The sequence below is a fragment of the Candidatus Avelusimicrobium alvi genome (genome assembly GCF_958451995.1).
GTDB classification, from domain to species: Bacteria; Elusimicrobiota; Elusimicrobia; order Elusimicrobiales; family Elusimicrobiaceae; genus Avelusimicrobium; species Avelusimicrobium alvi.
Map to the genome: position 1 here is coordinate 75,222 of NZ_CAUDSG010000001.1, position 18,577 is coordinate 93,798.

The window sequence follows — 18,577 nt, forward strand, 5'->3', positions numbered from 1 at the left end:
CGGGGAGATCTTCCGACATCTTTCCGGCTGCCGTCAGCCGCGCTTTGAGCCGGGCGGGTCCGTCCCAGAAATTCCGGCTTAAAAGTCCCATCTTCCGTTAGGTCCTTTGGCCCTTGTTTCCGAAAAACCCACTTGTTACAATATACATATGAAACAATATACCTTTTGCCTTATTTCCTTTTTTGCCATCCTGGGCCTGTGCACCCTGCCGGCCCGTGCGCAGAACCGCGTAAAAGCCGCCCAAACCATCGTAAAAACGGGCTTTTCACGCACGCCTATTGCTCCCCGGGTGGGCGCCCTTTCCAAACAGGGCATACGGCTGGCCGTACCGTCTTCCGCGGCGTCAAACCTTGTCCGGTCGGCCTCCGGTTCCTCCGTGCTTCCGTATTCCAACCGGCTGACGGAATCGTCCGCCGCGTCCCTTTCATCCGCAGTTTCCGTTTCGTCTGCAGAATTACAGGAAAAACTGCAGGCTTTAGAACGGGAAAACAGACTGCTTAAAGATAAACTGGCGACGAAAGTTATCCCGTCGGATTCCTATATCTTTCAAGCGGTGGAATCCGGGAACCATCTCGCCCCGACCAACATTTTTTCCGGCACCGTAGTATCCGTTCCGCACAACGGACAGAATGAAATTTACGGCATCGTGGCCACCCATACCATCGCCAGCGCTCCGGCCGAAAGGGACGCGCTGCATAAAAATTTTACGGCCGTCATCTACAAGAACGGTCTGCCGAAAGAAATCAATGTGGAAATAGTGGCTTTTTCGCCCAGAAGCATGTTGGATATCGCTTTGGTCAAATTCCCGGCTGAAGCGGAGCCTTTCCTGGCCCCCTACCGCCTGAGCCCCGCCATACCGAAAATCAACGAGGATCTCTCCTCCAAAGGCTTTAACCATAAATCCGCCGTGCATGTGCCCAAACGCAAAATAGTGGGCAGCACGCCCATTTCCATCCGGACGGATTTCTCCGTGCCGCAGGACGAGCGCGTCGGCCTGTGCGGGAGCGCCGTACTGAACGCGGAGGGGGAATTGGTCGGCATACATACGGGCAGCCTCCATAATAAAAACGAAGGCCAAACGGACGTGGCTTTCGCCACCCACGCCCATTATATACATAATTTGGTCCACGCCTATCACAACGGGGGAAAAGGCGCGGTGCCCTTCCTGTTCCGCGACCGGCGGGTGATGGATATGGATATGGACGAATATATCGCCGCCGTCTCGCTATTGGATGAAAAAGGCAAACAAATCTGGCTGCATAATTTTGAAAGCAAATTCTCGTATTCCGCCATTGAAACGGGCCTGGCCCAAAAGCCCGGCGCGCGCTTTTTGCAGCTGACAACCCGCCGCGCCGCCTGGACCCAGGACGGAAATGCCCTGTTGGAAAACAGAAACCAGACGGACCGCGGCCCCAAAACCACTTATCTCTACGATTTGCAGGAAGAGAAACTGATTCGCACTGCCACGTCGGTCTACGACCCTTTAACCAAAAAAAGACGGCGCACCGTTATTGAGCACGATAATTTATGACCGCCGCCCAAAAAGTAGCCCAATACCTCGCCGGGTTTCAGCTGGCGGAGCGCATCACCACGCTGGAACAATCCAGCGCCACCGTGGAGCTGGCGGCCCAGGCGCTGGGCTGCCGCCCGGCCCTGATTGCCAAAACACTTTCCTTTGAGCTCGGCGGACGGGCGATTTTAATCGTAGCCGCCGGAGACGCCAAGGTGGACAATAAAAAATATAAATCCGTTTTCGGCGTCAAACCCAAAATGCTGGGGTTTGAAGAAGTGGAAGCTATGACGGGTTTTGCGCCGGGAGGCGTCTGCCCGTTTGCCGCCAAAGAAGGCGTAAAGGTATATTTGGACGTATCGTTAAAACGCTTTGAAACGGTTTATCCCGCGGGCGGAAGCGGCAACACGGCGGTAAAACTCTCGCTGCCGGAGCTGGAAACCGCTTCGCGCGCCGAGAAATGGGTGGACGTTTGCAAAGGGTGGGGGGAAGCCTCCGCGCCCGCGCAAAACGTCTAATCCAAAATAGGCGGATATACGAAGTCCGCAAAAAATTGTAAAATATATTCAGAAGTAAAAAATCTATGGAGGGTGTAATAACTATGATTAAAGTAGGTATTAACGGTTTTGGCCGCATCGGTCGCTTCGTTTTCCGCGCGGCGCAAGAACGCAATGATATTGAAATCGTCGCTATCAACGATTTAACTCCGGTTGACTATTTGGCTTATATGCTCAAATACGACACCATGCACGGCAAATTCAACGGCACGGTGGAAGCCGACGTCGCCAACAGCAAGCTCATCGTCAACGGCAAAGCCATCCGCGTTACCGCTGAAAAAGATCCGGCCAACCTGGCCTGGGACAAAGTGGGCGCCGAATACATCGTTGAATCCACCGGCCTGTTCCTGACCGAAGAAAAAGCGTCCGCGCACATCAAAGCCGGCGCCAAATACGTGGTTATGTCCGCGCCGTCCAAAGACGCGACCCCGATGTTTGTAATGGGCGTAAACGAAAAGTCCTATAAACCCGGCACCCAGTTCGTTTCCAACGCTTCCTGCACCACCAACTGCCTGGCTCCTATCGCCAAAGTGCTGCACGACAACTGGGGCATCACCGACGGTTTGATGACCACCGTACACTCCACCACCGCCACCCAGAAAACGGTTGACGGCGTGTCTATGAAAGACTGGAGAGGCGGCCGCGCCGCTTCTGGCAACATCATCCCGTCTTCCACCGGCGCCGCCAAAGCGGTAGGCAAAGTCATTCCGGCGCTTAACGGCAAACTGACCGGTATGTCTATGCGCGTGCCGACCCTGGACGTGTCCGTGGTTGACTTGACCGTAAACTTGGCCAAGCCGGCTAAATACGAAGAAATCTGCAAAGCCATGAAAGCGGCTTCCGAAGGCGAACTCAAAGGCGTGCTGGGCTATACCGAAGACGCCGTGGTGTCCTCCGACTTCCTGGGCGATCCGCGCACGTCTATCTTTGACGCCAAAGCCGGTATCGCTTTGACGGATACCTTCGTGAAAGTCGTCTCTTGGTACGACAACGAAATCGGCTACTCCAACAAAGTGCTGGACTTGGTCGCCTATATGGCTTCCGTCAACAAATAACTCTGGCAGTAAAAAAGCGGGCCCCGCAAAGGGCCCGCTTTTTTTACGCCCGACGGGAACACACAAACAGTTTGCCCGGCAAACCGAATAATTTATAATAAACATATACCCTAAAAAGGGACACGCCTTATATAAGGGGGAAACCGATGAAAAAACACTGTATGCTGTTGCTTGCCGCCGCTTTTTTATACGCGCCGTCTTTCGCCGCGGCCGCGGCGCCGCAGCTGATGAGCGTCAGCGCGGACGCGGAGGTGCGCGTCAAGCCCGACCGCGCCGCCATCACGTTCGGCCTGTTTGAAAAGACGGATAATCTGCGCCGGGGCGCGGAACGCTTAAACGCCGTAGCCAAACAGGTGGCCGACTACTGCCGCACGCGCGGGATTGAGGACCGTTTTATCCAAACCGACAGCCTGCGCATTACACCCGTATATTTAAATCAAACGACATACGCTAAAAACGGCGTAAAATCGGAGACGGAAAAACTGCAATACGAGCTGGCGCAAACGTTCACCATCACGCTGGAAGACCCGGCCCAGTACGAAGACGTGATGTACGGCCTCCTGGGGATGGGGATTAACCGCGTGGAAAACGTGTCTTTTTATTCCACCCAAATGCGCCGCTACCGCGACGAAGCGCGCCGGCTGGCCGTTAAACACGCACGCGAAAAAGCGGAACTGTTGGCCGAAGCGGCGGGCCTCCGCCTGGGCAAAACGGTAAATGTAGCGGAAAACACCGTACCCGCCTGGCCGGCCGCACGTTACGTGGCCAGCAACGTGAGTCAAAACATAACGGAAGGCGCGGCGGGCGACAACCTGCTCCCCGCTCCCGCCACCGGGATGATTTCCGTTAAAGCGGCGGTAACGCTGACGTATAAGATTAAATAATTTTACTGTAAAAAAGGAGCGATAAAAATATGATGAAAAACATTTTGCTGTGCGCGGTGTTTGCGCTGTTTGGCGCCGGATGCTGCTGCGCGGACAAACAACTGCTGGGCACCTGGGTGCAGCCCGTCCCCGGACTGCCCGGGCAGGTACAGGGCGTTGTGCTGGAAGAAGGCGGCAAAGCGTCTTCGGTCAATATGGCTACGCTGGTGTATGAAACCTGGAGTAAAAAAGGCGATACGCTGACGCTGACCGGCAAGAGCATCGGCAACGGACAGACGATTGACTTTACCTCCGAAATGAAAATTGAAAACGTAAACGGAGATGAGCTCGTCCTTTCTTCCGAAGGGCAAACCGTCCGCTTTACGCGCCAAAAATAAAATTATCCTATCACGCTCCCGCGCATACAGTGCGGGAGTGTTTTTATTGATACTTCACAGAATACCCCGGGTGTAAACCCGGGGATGAATGAAAATCCCGCCACAAGAAAACGGAGTTTTCTTCTTGTTTGTTAGTGGCGGGCAAAATCAAGCGAAGCTGAGATTTTGAAACAGAAGAAACCCCGGGCGTGAGCCCGGGGAGTTTCATTTTCTCCGACGGAAAAATAAACGGCTTCAGCATTTTTTTCTTGCACGGCCTGAACAAAAGCGATATAATTATTTATATGCAGCGCAAAAACATTTTTTCTAATATGACTCAAATTAATTCCATCCGCCGCGCGGAAGGAACCGTTTTTGCGTCCGGACATATGTGCTCTTATCTGTTTAAATCCGTCTGGTCCATTATGAATGTCGTTAAGACCTGCGCCGCGTTTAAGCACCTAACCAACCGTCCGGGATTGCAAGCAGTTTTTTAAAACCGACTGCCGCGTAAATAAAAAGATTTTTAATAATCCCCGGACTAAAATAAAAAAGTCCGGGGATTTGTTTTTTAAACTAATTAATTAAGGAGCCGTCTATATGAACCGCAGCGAACGCATTTCCATTTCCACCAAAGGTTTTACCTCTTTTATGAAGGGTAAGACCGTGCACGCGTTTGTCATGCGTCTATCCGTCGTCCATTCTGCCGTAAACGCGCTGATGAATAAATTTTACAAGAAGATTTATGTGTCCGTGGGAGGAGCGGGAATTTAAAAACCGCCGTGCAATTTAAAAAACCAACCCCGGACTAAAATAAAAAGTCCGGGGTTTTTTAATTAAACATTTTAAATAATAAAGAGGAAAAAAGAAAATGAAAAACATCACCAAAGCCGCCGTTGCCGCCGCAGCCTGTGTACTCACCGCGGCCGCTGCCGTACAAGCCCAAACACCTGCCCGCACGCTCAGAAGCGCCGCCCGGGCCGCCGCCGATTCCAGGGCGTTAATCGGAGTGGTAAAACCGGTGCGCGTGCCCATTCCTTCCCGCACGGAAATAGCCCGCGGCGCAATCACGCCGGCCGGCAATTTAAACGCCGCCGCGCCCGCTTCCGCGGCCCGCACGGGCGTCAAACCCAACATCGTGCGCATTCATCCGGCGGCGTTAGCGGCCCACATGGAACAATACCGCCAAGAACGCGAGAAAATGCTGCGCGCACGCCTGGCGGCCAGCGTCATCGTGTACAAAGAAGGCATTTTAAGGGGATACCACCTGCCCGAAGAATATCTGGAAGGCTACTTTATGAGAAGAATCTTCCCGTATCAGTCCAAACCGACTTATTCGCCCGGCCCGAAATCGGACACTTTTCTCTACCGCGGCATGCTGCTTACGCCGGAAGAACTGTCCAAAATTTTACGCGAAGGTTTTTCGCCCAAAACCGCCAAATGGAACGCCGGGACGGACGGCCGCCCCGCCGTCAGCCTGTCCTCTTCGGAGCAGGAAGCCACGCATTACATCTTCCAAAGCGGTTTTAAACAAAACGGCATCGGCGTCGTGTTTGAAGTCCGCCGCTCCCCGCTTATGGAACTGGGCAAAGACCCGGTGCTCAACCGCACCAAAACCATTTACTATTCATACGAAGATATTCCCGCCGGCGATATCGTAAACGTATATATCCTGGGGGAATTCGGCTGGAATTCGCTGGAGAAAATTATCAGCGCCGCCAAAGAAGGAACCATCTCTTCCCACACCAAATGGACGGGGCAGTTTGGACGCGTGTTATTTTAACCGAATGCCCTTCTGTGTAATAAAGCAAAGGCCCGCTTTTCCCGGCGGGCTTTTGCATACGTAAAAATACGGACCGAAGGTATACGGTAAATCAAACGGTAAGAAACTTTATTCAGCCGCGTCTTCGGCCGCTTTAAAAATATGGCTAAACGACAGCGACACGCCGACATACACGTTTTCGCCGCGTTTGCCGAAATACTTGGCCTGGGCGGTGTAGTAGCTTACGAACGGCGCGAGATACAAGTTCTTATACAGCTGCACTTCCAAACGCGCATCGGCCGTAAATTCATAATCCAAATCCGTGGAGCGTTTTTCCGATTCGCTCAGGTAATCGCGGAACAAAGCCGAGTATTTCGCGGTTACGCCTTCGCGCACCGGCTGTTCAATTTTAAAGCCGGCTTCCCACGCCAGCTTGCTCGCGCCGGGGCTGTACGTAAAATCGCGCTCGCCCACCACCGCGGCAAACAAACTTTTAATGTATTTGCCTTCAAAGAGCTTCACGCCCGCGGTGCCGCGCAGAATTTTTTTGCGGGGAGAGTAATCGGGTTTGGTAAATTCCGTTTCGTATCCCAGCGTGGCAAACGGCCCCACTTCAAAACCGCCCAATATGTCCTGCACGTTCCACAAACGCTGGGTATAGCCGGTGGTAAAGAGGATTTTGTCCGCGCTTTCGTTCGTCAGCGTTTCGCCTTCCACGGGGCGGATTTTGGTGCGGCCGTAGTCCATCGTCAGTTCGTTGCTCCACAAATAGTGGGCGGCGTGATAGTCGGCAATGGCGTCAAACAGGCCGCGCATGGCGGTTTGGGAATCGGCGCTTAAACGGGCGTCGGGGAAGTCTTGATATTCCCGGGCGTTTTTTACTTCGGTGGAAGTAAAATCAAACGCAAGCTTTTTCAGCTCCACCTGCCAGCCGCGTTTGCCGTCCTGGGCGTAAGCCGCGCCCGTTACCAGCAATACCGCCAGCAGTACAGCTGCTTTTTTGCAGAAATGTTGCATAATTCTCCTGAATATATTAATTTTCCAGCTTAAAGCGAACGCGCAGTCTTCCTTCCCGGTAGTCCCAGCTGGACAGTTTAAACCGCCCGATTTCGCGCGTATTGTCCACGTGTTTGCCGATGCAGGGGCATACGTCGTACTCGCCTACGTACACCAGCCGCACGTCGCCCTGCGCGCTTTGCGGCAGGCCGGACAAATCCACGCGTTTCCCGGCCTCGTCCCGCGGGAGCGTCTGCGCCGTAACCGGCAGGCCGCGCGCGATTACTTCGTTCACCAGCTCTTCCACTTCGCGCATTTGTTCTTCGTCGGGAGCGGAGGGGAGGAAATAGTCGCACTTGGATTTGTTTTTTTCTATGTGGTTGGTTTTACTTCTCGCGCAGCCGAACAGGCGCACCATCGTTTGATTTAAAATATGCTCGGCGGTATGCATCGGAGCGTAATAGTCTTTCTTAGGCTCTAAAGAAGGATTTGCGTTCATTGGTATATTTTAGCGAATTTATAAGCGCATTTCAATTTACGCCGTTTTTTTCATATAAACGTATGACAAGTACGTCTAAAAATAATAAAATATATGCTAGAAGGGGAAAAAGGGATATTCCGCCCCTTACTCTAAGAAGTTATCACTGAGGAAGAATACAGACATTATGCCTAAAAATACTGACTTTTGCAAAATCGTCGCGACCATCGGTCCCGACACCAGCAACGAAAAAGCCGTTGAACAATTAGTTTTAGCCGGGGTATCCGTCTTCCGCTGCAACTGCAGCCACGGTTCCTTGCCTGAATATCAGGAAAGAGTTACCAACATCCGCAAGATGGAAAAGAAATACAACTGCACCCTGGGTATTTTATTCGACCTGCAGGGCCCCAAGCTCCGCGTGGGCACCTTTAAAGATTACCGCATCACCCTAAAAGAAGGCGACAAATTCCGCCTGGATATGAACCCGGAACCGGGCGACCAGACCCGCGTCTGCCTGCCGCACAAAGAAATTTTCGCCGCGATGAAACCCGGCCTGGAACTCCTGCTTAACGACGGCGTAGTCCGCCTGCGCGTAGACGCCCACACCGCCGACACCGCCGACTGCACCGTTATCGCGGGCGGCGAACTGTCCAACAAAAAAGGCGTGAACGTGCCCGGCGTAAAACTGCCGCTCTCCGCGCTGACCGCCAAAGACAAAGAAGATTTGAAAATCGCCGAAATGCTGGGCGCCGACTTTATCGGCCTCTCGTTTGTGCAGGAACCCGAAGATATTATTGAACTGCGCAGCCTGATGAAATCCAAAGCCCACATCATCGCCAAGATTGAAAAACCCTCCGCCATTGAACACTTGCGCGAAATTATTGATTTGACCGACGTCATCATGGTCGCCCGCGGCGACCTGGGCGTGGAAACCAGCCCGGAACTCGTGCCGGTACTGCAGAAAAAAATCGTTTCCGGCTGCCGCAAAGCGGGCAAACCGGTCATCGTGGCGACGCAGATGCTTGAATCCATGATTCACAACATTATGCCCACCCGCGCCGAAGCTTCCGACGTGGCCACCGCTGTTTACGACGGCGTGGACGCCGTTATGCTCTCCGCCGAAACCGCCCAGGGCGATCATCCGTACGAAGCCGTGGCCACCATGCGCCGCATCATTGAAACCGTGGAAAAAGACCACCGCTACCGCAAAGGCCTCTCCCTCTTGGAACGCAAAAACGACACCACCAAGGAAGGCGCCATCACCTCCGCGGCCGGCCTCGTAGCCACCAATATGGATACGGCCAACGTAATCGTAACGTTTACGGACTCCGGCTCCACCACCCTGCGCGCCTCTCAGCAGCGCGCCGGCGGCCTGCCGATTTTGGGCCTCACGCCCAACATCACCACCGCCCGCCAGCTGACCGTTGTGTGGGGCGTAACGCCGATGGTTATTGAAAACCTGAAAAACTTTGACGATATGACCGCCGAGGCCAGAAAAGCCGTGGTGGCCCAGCAGCTCGCCAAAGAAGGCGACAATGTTGTGGTTACCGCCGGTATTCCGTTCGGCAAAGCCGGCACCACCAATATGCTCTACGTGTTGGAAGTCTGATACGTAAGCGATATTTTACACCGCTCCCGCCTAAAACGGGGGCGGTTTTTATTTATACTCTTGACGCACGCCCCCAGAACGCCTATAGTATAAGCATGAAGCACCTTCCGCGGTTTCTGTTTTCAGCCGCCGCCGTTTTGGCGGTTTCCGCGCTTGGCGCGCACCCCTTTGACGGGCCGCGCGAAGCGCTTGCCGCACGCTTAAAAACGGACGCGGCGCTCAGGCAGGCGCTTCTTCAAAACGCGCGCCCCGTTACGGCCGATTTTGACTATACCCGTTTGCTGGATAAAGATACGGACGTACTCCTCCTGGGCGAACAGCACGGCGATCCGGCGGCTAAACGCGAAGTAAACGTTATTTTAAAAAGCCTCGCGGCGCATAACGGCGGATGCACGCATCTGGCCAGTGAATTTTTCTTATCCGAAGAACAGCCCGCGCTGGACGCTTTTTCAAGCAAACAAATCACGCTGGAACAGCTGGAAAAACAGCTGGCCCTGCCCGGTTATTCTTCCGCCGCGGCGGTGGCCGTGCGCTACGGCCTGCGCCCGCTGGGGCTGGACTCTTCAAAAGCGCTTGAAAATCCGGCCCGGGCCATCACGCCGCAGGGCATGCGGGAGCGCAACCGGCGGTGGGGGGAAATCATCGCGCAAATCGCCCGACAAGATTTAACCAGCCGTTTTATTCTCTACGCCGGGGCCTGGCATACGCAGCTGGCGGCGGACAGTTACCCCACTATGCCGGCGGTGCTGGCGGAACACGGCTTAAAAACCAAAACGGCGGAATTTGCCAACGCCGGGGAAAGGCATTGGCGGACGCTGCTGGAAGAAGGCGGTTTGGCTGAAAGCCCCGTATTAATTGCGGTGCCGCCCGCCTACGTAAAAACGGTAAATGCGGATTTTATTATTTATCTGCCCGCCGCCAAACCGCTCTCGGGGAAAACGCGCGAACAAGCCGAAAAAATGATGGGCGAAAAATCCTTTAACTGGAAGCACTGCACCGAAGACCCAGATCATCCGCTCTGTAAAATACAGCTGGAATTTAACCGAAGCAAATAAAAATTTGATAAAAATCCGTTCCTTTCAAGGAGGCCGTCATGTTTGTATCCGTACGCAGGTTTGTATCCGTCACTTTTTTTCTGGCCGCCGCGCTGACGCTCTGCCAGCCGCTGTGCGCCGAAAAACTGGTGCTCTACCACACCAGCGATATTCACGGCTATTACTTCTCCCGCCCGGGCGTTTCCGGCGCGCCAACAGGCGGTTTTGCCGTATTGGAAAACGTCCTGCGGCAGGAAAGCGAACCGTTTGCCCTGCTGGACTCCGGCGACTTTTCCAGCGGCAATAAAGAAGCCAACGCCTCGGACGGACGCTACTCCATTGAGCTGATGAACGCCGCCGGACAAACGCCCAAAAATGTTTCCGGCAAAGGATACGCCGCACTGACTATCGGCAACCACGACAGCGACTTTGGAGCCGATACCCTGGGCAAAATGCTGGGCGGTTTTAACGGCGAAATTCTTTCCGTCAACGTAGAGGGGCTGAATGTGCCGGGCAAGCGGACAGCGCCTTATAAAATTTTTGACTGGAACGGTAAAAAAATAGCGGTTATCGGTTTTTCCATGGACGGCCCGGGCATGAGCGGCATGGAACTTAAAAAGCTGGACGCCGCCGCGTGGGAAAAACTGTTAAAAGAAATCCGCGCCCAAAAGCCGCAGGCCGTCATCCTTCTGGCGCATGATTCCATCGCCGACGCGCGCAAGCCTTCCCAGCTGCTGGACGTGCTGGCCGAAGCGCCTTCCGCCAAAGAAACCATAAACGTCTTTTTAGGCGGCCACGCCCACCTGCGCCACGCCGAACGCAAAATGGGCGAGGGAGGCCCGCTGTTTGTAGAAAGCGGCTCCATGCTGGAAGGAACCAGCCGCGTGGTGCTGGATTTTGACGATGAAACCGGCGAGCTCCGGGCAGTCAGTTCGGAATACATTACGCTGGACCCCGCCAAATGGGGGGAAAACAAAGCCGTACGCGCCCGGCTGGACCAAATAGAAGACCAATCCCTCAAGCGCGCTTTTGCCGCCGTGCCCGCGCTTCTGCCCAAATATCCGCAGGGAGCCGACGCCGCGCCCGACCTGGCCAAACGGCTGGCCGACTATATGAAAAAATGGCTGGAACCGCAGGAAAAAGTTGATTTTGCCATGTTCCAGCTTCCCGGCGTACGCAGGGATTTAAACGCCGGCACCCTCACGGGGCGAGACCTGGCGGAGCTCCTGCCGTATACGGAATATGTTTCCACCTTCAACATTCCGGGTAAAAAATTCAAACAGGCCGCCGAGGCCAGCTTAAAATGCAATGCGGACGGAAAGAATTTTTCCCTGTTTGCGTATTCGGACAATGTCTATATTGAATACAAATGCCGCCCGAACCATAAAAAACGCCCGGTCAAAATTACCAAAATCCTGCTGAACGGGAAAAAGATGTCCGGCCGGAAAATATACCGCGCGGCGGCTATTGCGCATATTCCGGACGGATATTTTGAAGGCGCCCCTTTTAAAGGCTATAAATACCCGCAGAAGAAAATCTACAAAAAGACCAGCGGAGAACTGCTGTTTGATATCGTGGAACAGCTGCCGGGCCGGGATGCGGCTTCCAAACAATTAACCGCCCCGAAAGACCTGCGGATTGTACAGCGGCCTTAAACAAAGCTTTTTATTCTGAACGCCGGGCATATCGTCCGGCGTTTTTTATGCCCGGAACCAAATGCGCCAAACCGGCGCACAAAAGCGGGCTTATTTCTCAGTATATACTTTATGATTGCGTCCCCCAAAAACGCCAAAATTCCCGGTTTTACGCCTTTTTCCGTGTCTTGGGACAAGGACATCCAGCTTGCGCTTGCAGCAGCCCGCAGGCCGTCAGCGCGCGGTTAACTTTGTAAAACGCGTATATGAGGGCGCGGTTTCTTGCGCCACGCGCCGCACGGAAGGTTCATTTTCACCCAAATTGCCTGCTCTTTATCCTGCGCCCATTATCCCGCAAATAGCATACAAAAACGCCCCGGGCTCACGTCCGGGGCGTTCTGTTAAGGTATTCATAAAAAACCCCGCGGCCAAAAAGGTGCGGGGTTTTGTAAAGGCTTGTGAAACGTTATTTCGTTTTGCAAATATCCTGGTTTTCTTTCTTCCAGGCGGTCATTACCAGCAGTACGCCCACCACGCAGGCGCCGATGCAGGAATTGAACACGCCCGCCCAGCCCCAGTGCGTCAGGATGTAAGACGCGCCGCTGCCGGCCAGGAAGCCGCCAATATAACCGAACAAACCGCAGAAACCGCAGGCCGCGGCCACGGATTCTTTCGTGGTCAGGAGCGAAATCTGCACGTTGATCAGGTTCTGGGGGCCGTCCACAAAGAACCCGAGGGCGGCGATGAAGAAGCCCGTCAGGAACAGATGGTTCGGACCCGCAAACAGGTAGAAGCAGTAGGCGGAAATAGCCAACAGCACGAAATAAATTACGTTGGAAGGCGTGCAGCGGCCGTGGAAGACTTTATCCGTCAAAATACCGGCCGTAATACCGCCCAGCGCGCCCACCAGGGGGTTAAGCGTGAAAATAAGCGGAATGCTGGCTTTGGAGAGTTCGCGGGTATCCAAGAAGATGGCCGCCCACGAGAGCGTTACGTAGCGCACGAAGTATACGCACAAAAACGCAACGGACAAAATCCAGATATATTTGTTCGTAAGCACATATTTGCGCAAGAGCACCCAGTAGCTTTCGCCTTCGCTGGCCTGCTTGGTAACCAGCTGCTGGCAGCCGGTGTATTCTTCCACCGGGGGCAGACCCACGCTGGCGGGGGTATCGGTTACGCTGCGCAAAATGTAGAAGGACGTAAGCAAACCCAAAATACCGGACAGCACAAATACATACTGCCAATGCACCAGGGGGGTAATGTCCATCAGTTTAAGCACAGCCGCCGCGATGATAGCCGCAATGGAAATACCCACCGTATGCGCGGAAGCCCATAAGGTCCACTTGCTGGCTCTTTCTTTAGGAGAAAACCAATAAGCAAAAATACGGGCAATCGGAGGAAAACCCATAGATTGGAAGGATTGGTTCAAGGTCCAGAAAAGCACGAGCAGGAAGAAAGAAGTCAGATAACCAAAGAACAGGTTAATGACGGAGGAAGCCATCAAACCAAAAGCCAAAAAAACGCGGATGTTGCTTTTGTCAGCCAACATACCGCTTACGAACTTGCCAATGCCATACGCAATGAGGGAAATGGATACCATCAAACCGAACTGATCGTTGGTAATGCCGGTTTCCTCTTTGAACACGTGGGCGATGGGGTTCAAATTCTGGCGGGTTACGTAATACATCGCATAACCGATATAGGCACTGATAAATAAGCGCAATCTCCAACGCTTATATTGCTTAGTAATTTCTTGCGGATCGGTAATTTTTTCCGCGGCGTCCGGCAGCGGTTTAAACCAATCTATAAACTTCCGTAGCATTCAAGTCTCCTATTGTTTGTTGTGGATTAGTGATACGAACAGCCTTACTTCATTATTATAACACATTTACTGTGCATTTTTCGGAAGAATTTTACGATTTTTCCCGTCGGGGAACACCCTTTTTCTTTCCTCAAAACGCGGGAGCGCCAACTAAAAGTGGCTTGCCATACGGCACAAGCCACTTTTAGGGTCAGTTCCAGTAAAATTTACGGATTGAAGCGCGGGGCTTTCCAGCCGTGGTTCGGGCCCAGCACTTTGTCGGCCATGCCGCGCAGTTCGTCCATAGAGCGATCGTAAGACGGGCGGTTGCCTTTGTAACGGGCTACACGGTCCGTAGCGATTTTGGTCAGTTCCATTTTGTACATATTGCGCAGCACTTCCAAGCGGAACATATCCAACCCTTCGTTGCGGTCCATTACGCCCCGTTCCATCGCCTGCAAGTCGGCCGCTTTGATGAAATAGCGGTTGTAGATAACCGACGCCACCGAGCGGATAACCTTCGCCTCTTCCGCCGCGGACAGCTTTCTGGCGGTCAGGTTGGTCAGGAGCGGCTGGATTTCGCGGGTTTTCAGCGCTTTATAGGTCAGCTCTTCCATACCCAGCGGCACCGTATTCTGCTCCGCACCGTTTAACAGGCGTTTCAATTCGCCGATTACTTTCAGGCGCAGTTCGTTGATGCGCAGTTTTTCATTCAGCGGGGTCATCAAGCGTTCCACGGTGGTCAGTTCGTGTCTGGTTTCTTCAAACAGCTTGGCGGCGATGCGATGCGCGTCCTGCGGCATATTTTCCACGGAGTGGCCGGATTCCAAGTATTTCTTGTAGAAATCATCGGCGGCCGTGCGCAGCAGTTTATAGTTTAACGTCGGGGGCAAGCCTCTCCAGCGTCTGACGTCCTGGAAGAAGTTGCGCGTAAAGTATTTGCCGTTGATAAGGGTAGCCAAAGCCAGCGCACCCGCAGGCAGCACCAAGGCGTTGATATCCGGATCCGCCACACCGGCGGCCTTAAACGTATTGGCCAGCGAGCCGTACAACACCGTCAGCGCACCCGAAAGTCTGGCCAAGGTGTAGGCCATATTGACGGCGGGTTTCTGGTTCGGATATTTTTCCATCGCCAGCGAGTTTTCAAAACCGGCCAGGTTGGCAAAGCCCAAGCCCGCCACGCCCCACAGAGCGGCTTTCACGCCGAGCGGCAGGAAGGGCAGGAAGGCCAAGCTCACGGCCACAGTGCTCAGCACGCCGGAGGCGCCGATGATGCCCTGCGGAGTCAGCTTGCCGGATTTTACAAAGCCCGACAGATACTGGCGGCCGGCCCACACGCCTACATAAGCGGTGAAGAAGGTGGCAATCTGCGCGACGGAAGTCGGGTCAAAGCGGCTGAAGATGGAGTGAGCCACCTCGTATACCTGCGGTACGGCGGCCGTAGCCACGCCCGTGGCGCCGCCCACCAGCCAGGGCAGATGTTTTTTGGTGAACGCGCCGGTCTTTTCCAACAGCGTGGTCGGCTGTTCAACGGCCAGACCGTCCACCGGGCCGCGGGTGAATTTCTTGCTCAGCATATTAAACGCTTTCTGACCGAGTTTGGTCAGCGCGTAACCCGCGCCGCCGGCCAAGAGAGCCGTCATCGGCAGAGGCATATTCTGCGCCCAGTTCACAATGCTGGCGCCTTCCGGAGATTTAATAAAGTTGCCGATAATGGCGCCCGGGCCGGAGTTATACATCATACCGGCAAAGTGGTACAAGCCCACCAAGGCCATCATACGAAGCATATACTGGCTCGTGGCGGCGGGCACTTTAACGGTCATAAAGTCTTTGGCTTTGGCCCACAGCGAGTTGGACGACGCGGCGGACGGAGCCACCACTTCCTGGCCGTTCATCATTCTTTCAAATTCTTTCGTGCGTTCTTTGACAATGCGTTTTTCGCGGATGGCGGACAGGCGTTCCTGATAGCCGCCGGTCAGCGCAAATTTAACGTTATTGGCGATATTTTTGAAAATACCCAAACCGCTCTTGGCCACCACTTTGGCTTTTTCCAGCCACGTTTTGGCCACGCCGTGTTCCGCACCGACGTTCCTTACTTTGGAAAGAGCCAGGTTGAACAACGCATAGGCGGGAACCGCAGTAGCGCCGTAATACAGCCACTGGAAAGCTTCCACGCCCGACAGGGCAAACAGCACGGATACGGGGAAGAACAAGTAGCCCGTCATCGTACCGACGGAGGCGCGGGCGTTTACAAAGCCCATTCTGGCGGTGCCGGAGATATTGTCGTTAGACATTTCTTTGGCAAAAATACTGTTGGTGGATTTTACGCCGCCGTTGGCGCCTACGCCCAGAACAAAAGAACCAATGCCCAGCATGCTGATTTTAGCGGCAAGGGAGGGCAGCGATAAACCGAAACCGCAAATGCCCAGCCCCAAGCTGGCTATGCCTAACCCCAATGCCAGCGTATTTTTGATGCCAAATTCTTTCTGCAAACCGGAGAAGACGACGCTCGCCACGTTACCCAGCTGGGAGTGGGAAACGCCCGCCTGCAAAGCTTTCGGGTCCGTAATGCCCAAAGCGGTGGCCTGCGGGGCTACGGTAGCCTGCGGCAAGCCGCCCAGACCTTCGGTAAGACCCGCGAACATCGTCGCTCTTTCGGCAAACACGTCCGAATAGAGGTTCAAATCTACTTTATTGCTCGCCAGTTTACCGGCCTGATAGTCGCCCAGCAAGCGATAGTATAACGCTTCCACACCGGCTTTGCCGCCTTCAATAAACGGTTCGTAAATCGGTCTCTTGCTGCCGCCGGGGGTGGTCAGCATAAGCTCAAACGGACCGGTGGGTTTACCGTCTTTGGTGGCGCGCATCAGCGTGAAAACTTCGGAATTGCTCACGCCCAGCTGTTCAAACTGTTTGACGGCGGTATTGTCCAGCAGGCGCATATTGATTTCAAAGGTTACGGGCAGGACTTTGCCTTCCGCGTCGTGAATCTTTAAGGAATAAGACAGCTCGCGTTTGGCCGGAGCCGGAGCCATCGCGGCGGGGTCCGCAACCGTGCGGGCGATATCCTGGGCGTAAGGAGCCAGGGTCGGATCGGCGGCAATGGCGGCGGAGAATTTTTCGCTCAGCAGGTTGTTGTAGTCTTCGCTCGTTAAATTGCGGCCTTCTTTTTGGGCCTGTTGAGCCAACGCGATAAACTCGGTATCGGCTTTGTTGCGGGCCGATTCCAGGGTTTTATGAACGCGTTTAATGATTTTGCCGTTGTTGATTTTTTCGGTCAAATCACCCAAGCCGCCCATGGAAAGCGTACCGCCGTTGGAAAGACCCATCGCGCGGGTTAAAGCGGCGTCGCTAATCGTACCGCCGGCGCGAACCGGAATGCTTACCGGAGAAGCGGCAGGAACGGGGGAAGAAGAGAAAGCGGATTTAATGCGGTTAAAACCTTTGGAAAGCCAGGTTTGGGACGCGGCCGGAGCGGAGGCGGTTTCGGCAGCAGCCGTTTCGGCGGACACTTCCGTGCCGGAAGCCGGCACCGGGGCCGCACCTACGGCCAGATTGTCGGCCAAATGCAAGTCCGCCAAATTCACTTCCACATTCGGCGTAACGGGAGCCTCGGGGACGGGCGTTTCGCGCACGGGAGCCTGTTCCGTCGGGCGGGCGATTACTTTGCCTTTGGCGCCGTTTAACGCCGCCCAGTCGGCGGTCGCTTTAGCGGAAGCGTCCACATGGCGGACGTTCAAGCGGTTCCAGCTGCCCAGCAGGCGTTCCAATTCTTTGGAAGGCTTTACCGCGGCGGCGGAGGCGGAAAGCTGGGGCAGGGCGATGTTTAAACCCTGTTCCTGCGCATAGGTTTTCACGCCGCTCCAGAAAGGAGTAACCAGCTCGCCGTTTACGGCGGACAGGCGGGCCAGCTGTTCCAACGCTTCGTACGCCTGCAGATTAAGCAGGGCGCGGCCGACTACCACTTCCGTTACCGGTTTTAAAGCGGCGGGCGTTTTGGCGTAAACATCAATTAAAAGGGAGGCGTCTTTGGCGGCACCGTAAAAACCCAGGTTGGTTACGGCAGCCATGGACTTGGCCCATCTGTCTACATCGGCAAATTCCGCAGAGTTGTTGGAGAGGGAGACAATCTCGTCCAGCGAAGCGGAAGCCGGCAGCACCGGGGCGGCCTGTAAATTGGAAAACAGCGTGCGGCGGTAGAATTCAAGCGCCTGCGTTACACGATCCGCACCTACGGCAAACCCGTGCTGCACCGTTACAGAGGGGAACGCGTCAAAAAACAAAAACTCCTTGACAGAGGCATGGCGGGAGGTTACATTAAAAATCTGGTCATATACTTCTTTGGCCTCCTTTTCCGCAAAATCAGGCTTAGCCAGCAACGCGTTAATCTCTTTAGGGGATTTAGAAGCCGTGGCCGGAAGCTGTGAGGTAAGCGCTTTATCAATGTTCACGCTCAATTCGGACGAAGACTGCACGCCGGTGGCGGCAAGGCCGGAAACGTTGGACACGTTTACGCGGCGGACATATGAAGTCTGCGGAACCGCGAGGCCGGGTTCATATCTAAAGCCCTGAGCGACGGACGCTCCGGCAGCCTGCTTAACGGTGTTGGAAAGCGCGCTGCCGCTGCCCGCGACCAGCTCTTTTCCGGTGGCCTGCACGGCCTTTAAGGCCTGTCCTCCCTTCTTGATGGGGGATTGAGCCAGGGAAGGGGTTACGCTTCCGAAGATTAGCGAAATGCTCAGCACTGCCGCTATCAGTTTGTTCATAATTAAGTTGTCTCCACTTAGAATACGGGTTTTTATACTGCCTATAACCTAATGCTAACACAAAAACCATTCAGCAACAAGGGCCAAAAGGCCCATTTTTTTGCTGGGACCTTTTGACCCTAAATTCGGTTT

General features: G+C 54.3%; 15 protein-coding genes. 10 read left to right on the forward strand and 5 right to left on the reverse strand.

What is annotated here, in order from left to right; genetic code table 11:
* The first annotated feature begins 148 nt into the window (after positions 1-148).
* From ACQY36_RS00380 to ACQY36_RS00400, 5 genes are all read left to right on the forward strand, one after another.
* Positions 149-1,531 (forward strand): hypothetical protein, encoded by a 1,383-nt coding sequence (locus tag ACQY36_RS00380; protein WP_428077207.1) that lies wholly within the window; start codon positions 149-151, stop codon positions 1,529-1,531.
* Positions 1,528-2,028, forward strand: coding sequence for a YbaK/EbsC family protein (locus tag ACQY36_RS00385; protein WP_428072060.1), 501 nt, complete (start codon positions 1,528-1,530; stop codon positions 2,026-2,028). The genes ACQY36_RS00380 and ACQY36_RS00385 overlap by 4 nt, the downstream gene beginning before the upstream one ends.
* A gap of 83 nt (positions 2,029-2,111) precedes the next feature.
* Positions 2,112-3,122, forward strand: coding sequence for a type I glyceraldehyde-3-phosphate dehydrogenase (gene gap / locus ACQY36_RS00390; protein WP_428056607.1), 1,011 nt, complete (start codon positions 2,112-2,114; stop codon positions 3,120-3,122).
* Positions 3,123-3,268: 146 nt separating this feature from the next.
* Complete coding sequence (locus tag ACQY36_RS00395) at positions 3,269-4,006, forward strand: SIMPL domain-containing protein (protein WP_428077209.1); 738 nt, start codon at positions 3,269-3,271, stop codon at positions 4,004-4,006.
* Positions 4,007-4,035: 29 nt separating this feature from the next.
* Complete coding sequence (locus ACQY36_RS00400) at positions 4,036-4,383, forward strand: lipocalin family protein (RefSeq protein ID WP_428056610.1); 348 nt, start codon at positions 4,036-4,038, stop codon at positions 4,381-4,383.
* A 131-nt stretch (positions 4,384-4,514) separates the two neighbouring features.
* Here ACQY36_RS00400 and ACQY36_RS00405 read toward each other — a convergent pair whose 3' ends face one another.
* Entirely contained in the window at positions 4,515-4,751 is a 237-nt protein-coding gene (locus tag ACQY36_RS00405) for a hypothetical protein (protein ID WP_428077211.1), read from the reverse strand.
* Positions 4,752-4,962: 211 nt separating this feature from the next.
* On the opposite strand from ACQY36_RS00405, the gene ACQY36_RS00410 reads away from it, so the two are divergent.
* Both ACQY36_RS00410 and ACQY36_RS00415 read left to right on the forward strand, forming a co-directional pair.
* A complete protein-coding gene (locus ACQY36_RS00410) occupies positions 4,963-5,136 on the forward strand; it encodes a hypothetical protein (protein WP_428056612.1) in 174 nt (57 codons plus the stop codon).
* Between the two features lie 97 nt (positions 5,137-5,233).
* Entirely contained in the window at positions 5,234-6,145 is a 912-nt protein-coding gene (locus ACQY36_RS00415) for a hypothetical protein (protein ID WP_428077213.1), read from the forward strand.
* A 108-nt stretch (positions 6,146-6,253) separates the two neighbouring features.
* Here the strand turns inward: ACQY36_RS00415 and ACQY36_RS00420 are convergent, their stop codons facing one another.
* Together ACQY36_RS00420 and ACQY36_RS00425 are read right to left on the reverse strand one after the other, a co-directional pair.
* Positions 6,254-7,141, reverse strand: a complete 888-nt coding sequence (locus tag ACQY36_RS00420) for a hypothetical protein (RefSeq protein ID WP_428077215.1) — start codon at positions 7,139-7,141, stop codon at positions 6,254-6,256.
* A gap of 16 nt (positions 7,142-7,157) precedes the next feature.
* Positions 7,158-7,619: a hypothetical protein gene (locus tag ACQY36_RS00425; protein ID WP_428071375.1), complete on the reverse strand. Its 462-nt coding sequence runs from the start codon at positions 7,617-7,619 to the stop codon at positions 7,158-7,160.
* 166 nt (positions 7,620-7,785) lie between these two features.
* Here ACQY36_RS00425 and pyk point away from each other — a divergent pair, with 166 nt between their 5' ends.
* The 3 genes from pyk to ACQY36_RS00440 all read left to right on the forward strand — a co-directional run bounded on the left by pyk (position 7,786) and on the right by ACQY36_RS00440 (position 11,896).
* A complete protein-coding gene (gene pyk, locus ACQY36_RS00430; RefSeq protein ID WP_428071373.1) occupies positions 7,786-9,207 on the forward strand; it encodes a pyruvate kinase in 1,422 nt (473 codons plus the stop codon).
* A 95-nt stretch (positions 9,208-9,302) separates the two neighbouring features.
* A complete protein-coding gene (locus tag ACQY36_RS00435; protein WP_428077217.1) occupies positions 9,303-10,262 on the forward strand; it encodes a ChaN family lipoprotein in 960 nt (319 codons plus the stop codon).
* A gap of 38 nt (positions 10,263-10,300) precedes the next feature.
* Positions 10,301-11,896 (forward strand): bifunctional metallophosphatase/5'-nucleotidase, encoded by a 1,596-nt coding sequence (locus tag ACQY36_RS00440; protein WP_428077219.1) that lies wholly within the window; start codon positions 10,301-10,303, stop codon positions 11,894-11,896.
* 445 nt (positions 11,897-12,341) lie between these two features.
* Here ACQY36_RS00440 and ACQY36_RS00445 read toward each other — a convergent pair whose 3' ends face one another.
* The gene (locus ACQY36_RS00445; RefSeq protein WP_428077221.1) at positions 12,342-13,700 is read right to left on the reverse strand and encodes an MFS transporter; all 1,359 of its coding nucleotides are present in this window, start codon (positions 13,698-13,700) and stop codon (positions 12,342-12,344) included.
* A gap of 206 nt (positions 13,701-13,906) precedes the next feature.
* Complete coding sequence (locus tag ACQY36_RS00450) at positions 13,907-18,445, reverse strand: hypothetical protein (RefSeq protein WP_428077223.1); 4,539 nt, start codon at positions 18,443-18,445, stop codon at positions 13,907-13,909.
* Between the last annotated feature and the right edge of the window lie 132 nt (positions 18,446-18,577).

Coding starts and splice junctions, on each gene's coding strand:
- ACQY36_RS00380 (WP_428077207.1), top strand. CDS start 149: ATGAAACAATATACCTTTTGCCTTATTTCCTTTTTTGCCATCCTGGGC.
- ACQY36_RS00385 (WP_428072060.1), top strand. CDS start 1,528: ATGACCGCCGCCCAAAAAGTAGCCCAATACCTCGCCGGGTTTCAGCTG.
- gap (WP_428056607.1), top strand. CDS start 2,112: ATGATTAAAGTAGGTATTAACGGTTTTGGCCGCATCGGTCGCTTCGTT.
- ACQY36_RS00395 (WP_428077209.1), top strand. CDS start 3,269: ATGAAAAAACACTGTATGCTGTTGCTTGCCGCCGCTTTTTTATACGCG.
- ACQY36_RS00400 (WP_428056610.1), top strand. CDS start 4,036: ATGATGAAAAACATTTTGCTGTGCGCGGTGTTTGCGCTGTTTGGCGCC.
- ACQY36_RS00405 (WP_428077211.1), bottom strand. CDS start 4,751: ATGTCCGGACGCAAAAACGGTTCCTTCCGCGCGGCGGATGGAATTAAT.
- ACQY36_RS00410 (WP_428056612.1), top strand. CDS start 4,963: ATGAACCGCAGCGAACGCATTTCCATTTCCACCAAAGGTTTTACCTCT.
- ACQY36_RS00415 (WP_428077213.1), top strand. CDS start 5,234: ATGAAAAACATCACCAAAGCCGCCGTTGCCGCCGCAGCCTGTGTACTC.
- ACQY36_RS00420 (WP_428077215.1), bottom strand. CDS start 7,141: ATGCAACATTTCTGCAAAAAAGCAGCTGTACTGCTGGCGGTATTGCTG.
- ACQY36_RS00425 (WP_428071375.1), bottom strand. CDS start 7,619: ATGAACGCAAATCCTTCTTTAGAGCCTAAGAAAGACTATTACGCTCCG.
- pyk (WP_428071373.1), top strand. CDS start 7,786: ATGCCTAAAAATACTGACTTTTGCAAAATCGTCGCGACCATCGGTCCC.
- ACQY36_RS00435 (WP_428077217.1), top strand. CDS start 9,303: ATGAAGCACCTTCCGCGGTTTCTGTTTTCAGCCGCCGCCGTTTTGGCG.
- ACQY36_RS00440 (WP_428077219.1), top strand. CDS start 10,301: ATGTTTGTATCCGTACGCAGGTTTGTATCCGTCACTTTTTTTCTGGCC.
- ACQY36_RS00445 (WP_428077221.1), bottom strand. CDS start 13,700: ATGCTACGGAAGTTTATAGATTGGTTTAAACCGCTGCCGGACGCCGCG.
- ACQY36_RS00450 (WP_428077223.1), bottom strand. CDS start 18,445: ATGAACAAACTGATAGCGGCAGTGCTGAGCATTTCGCTAATCTTCGGA.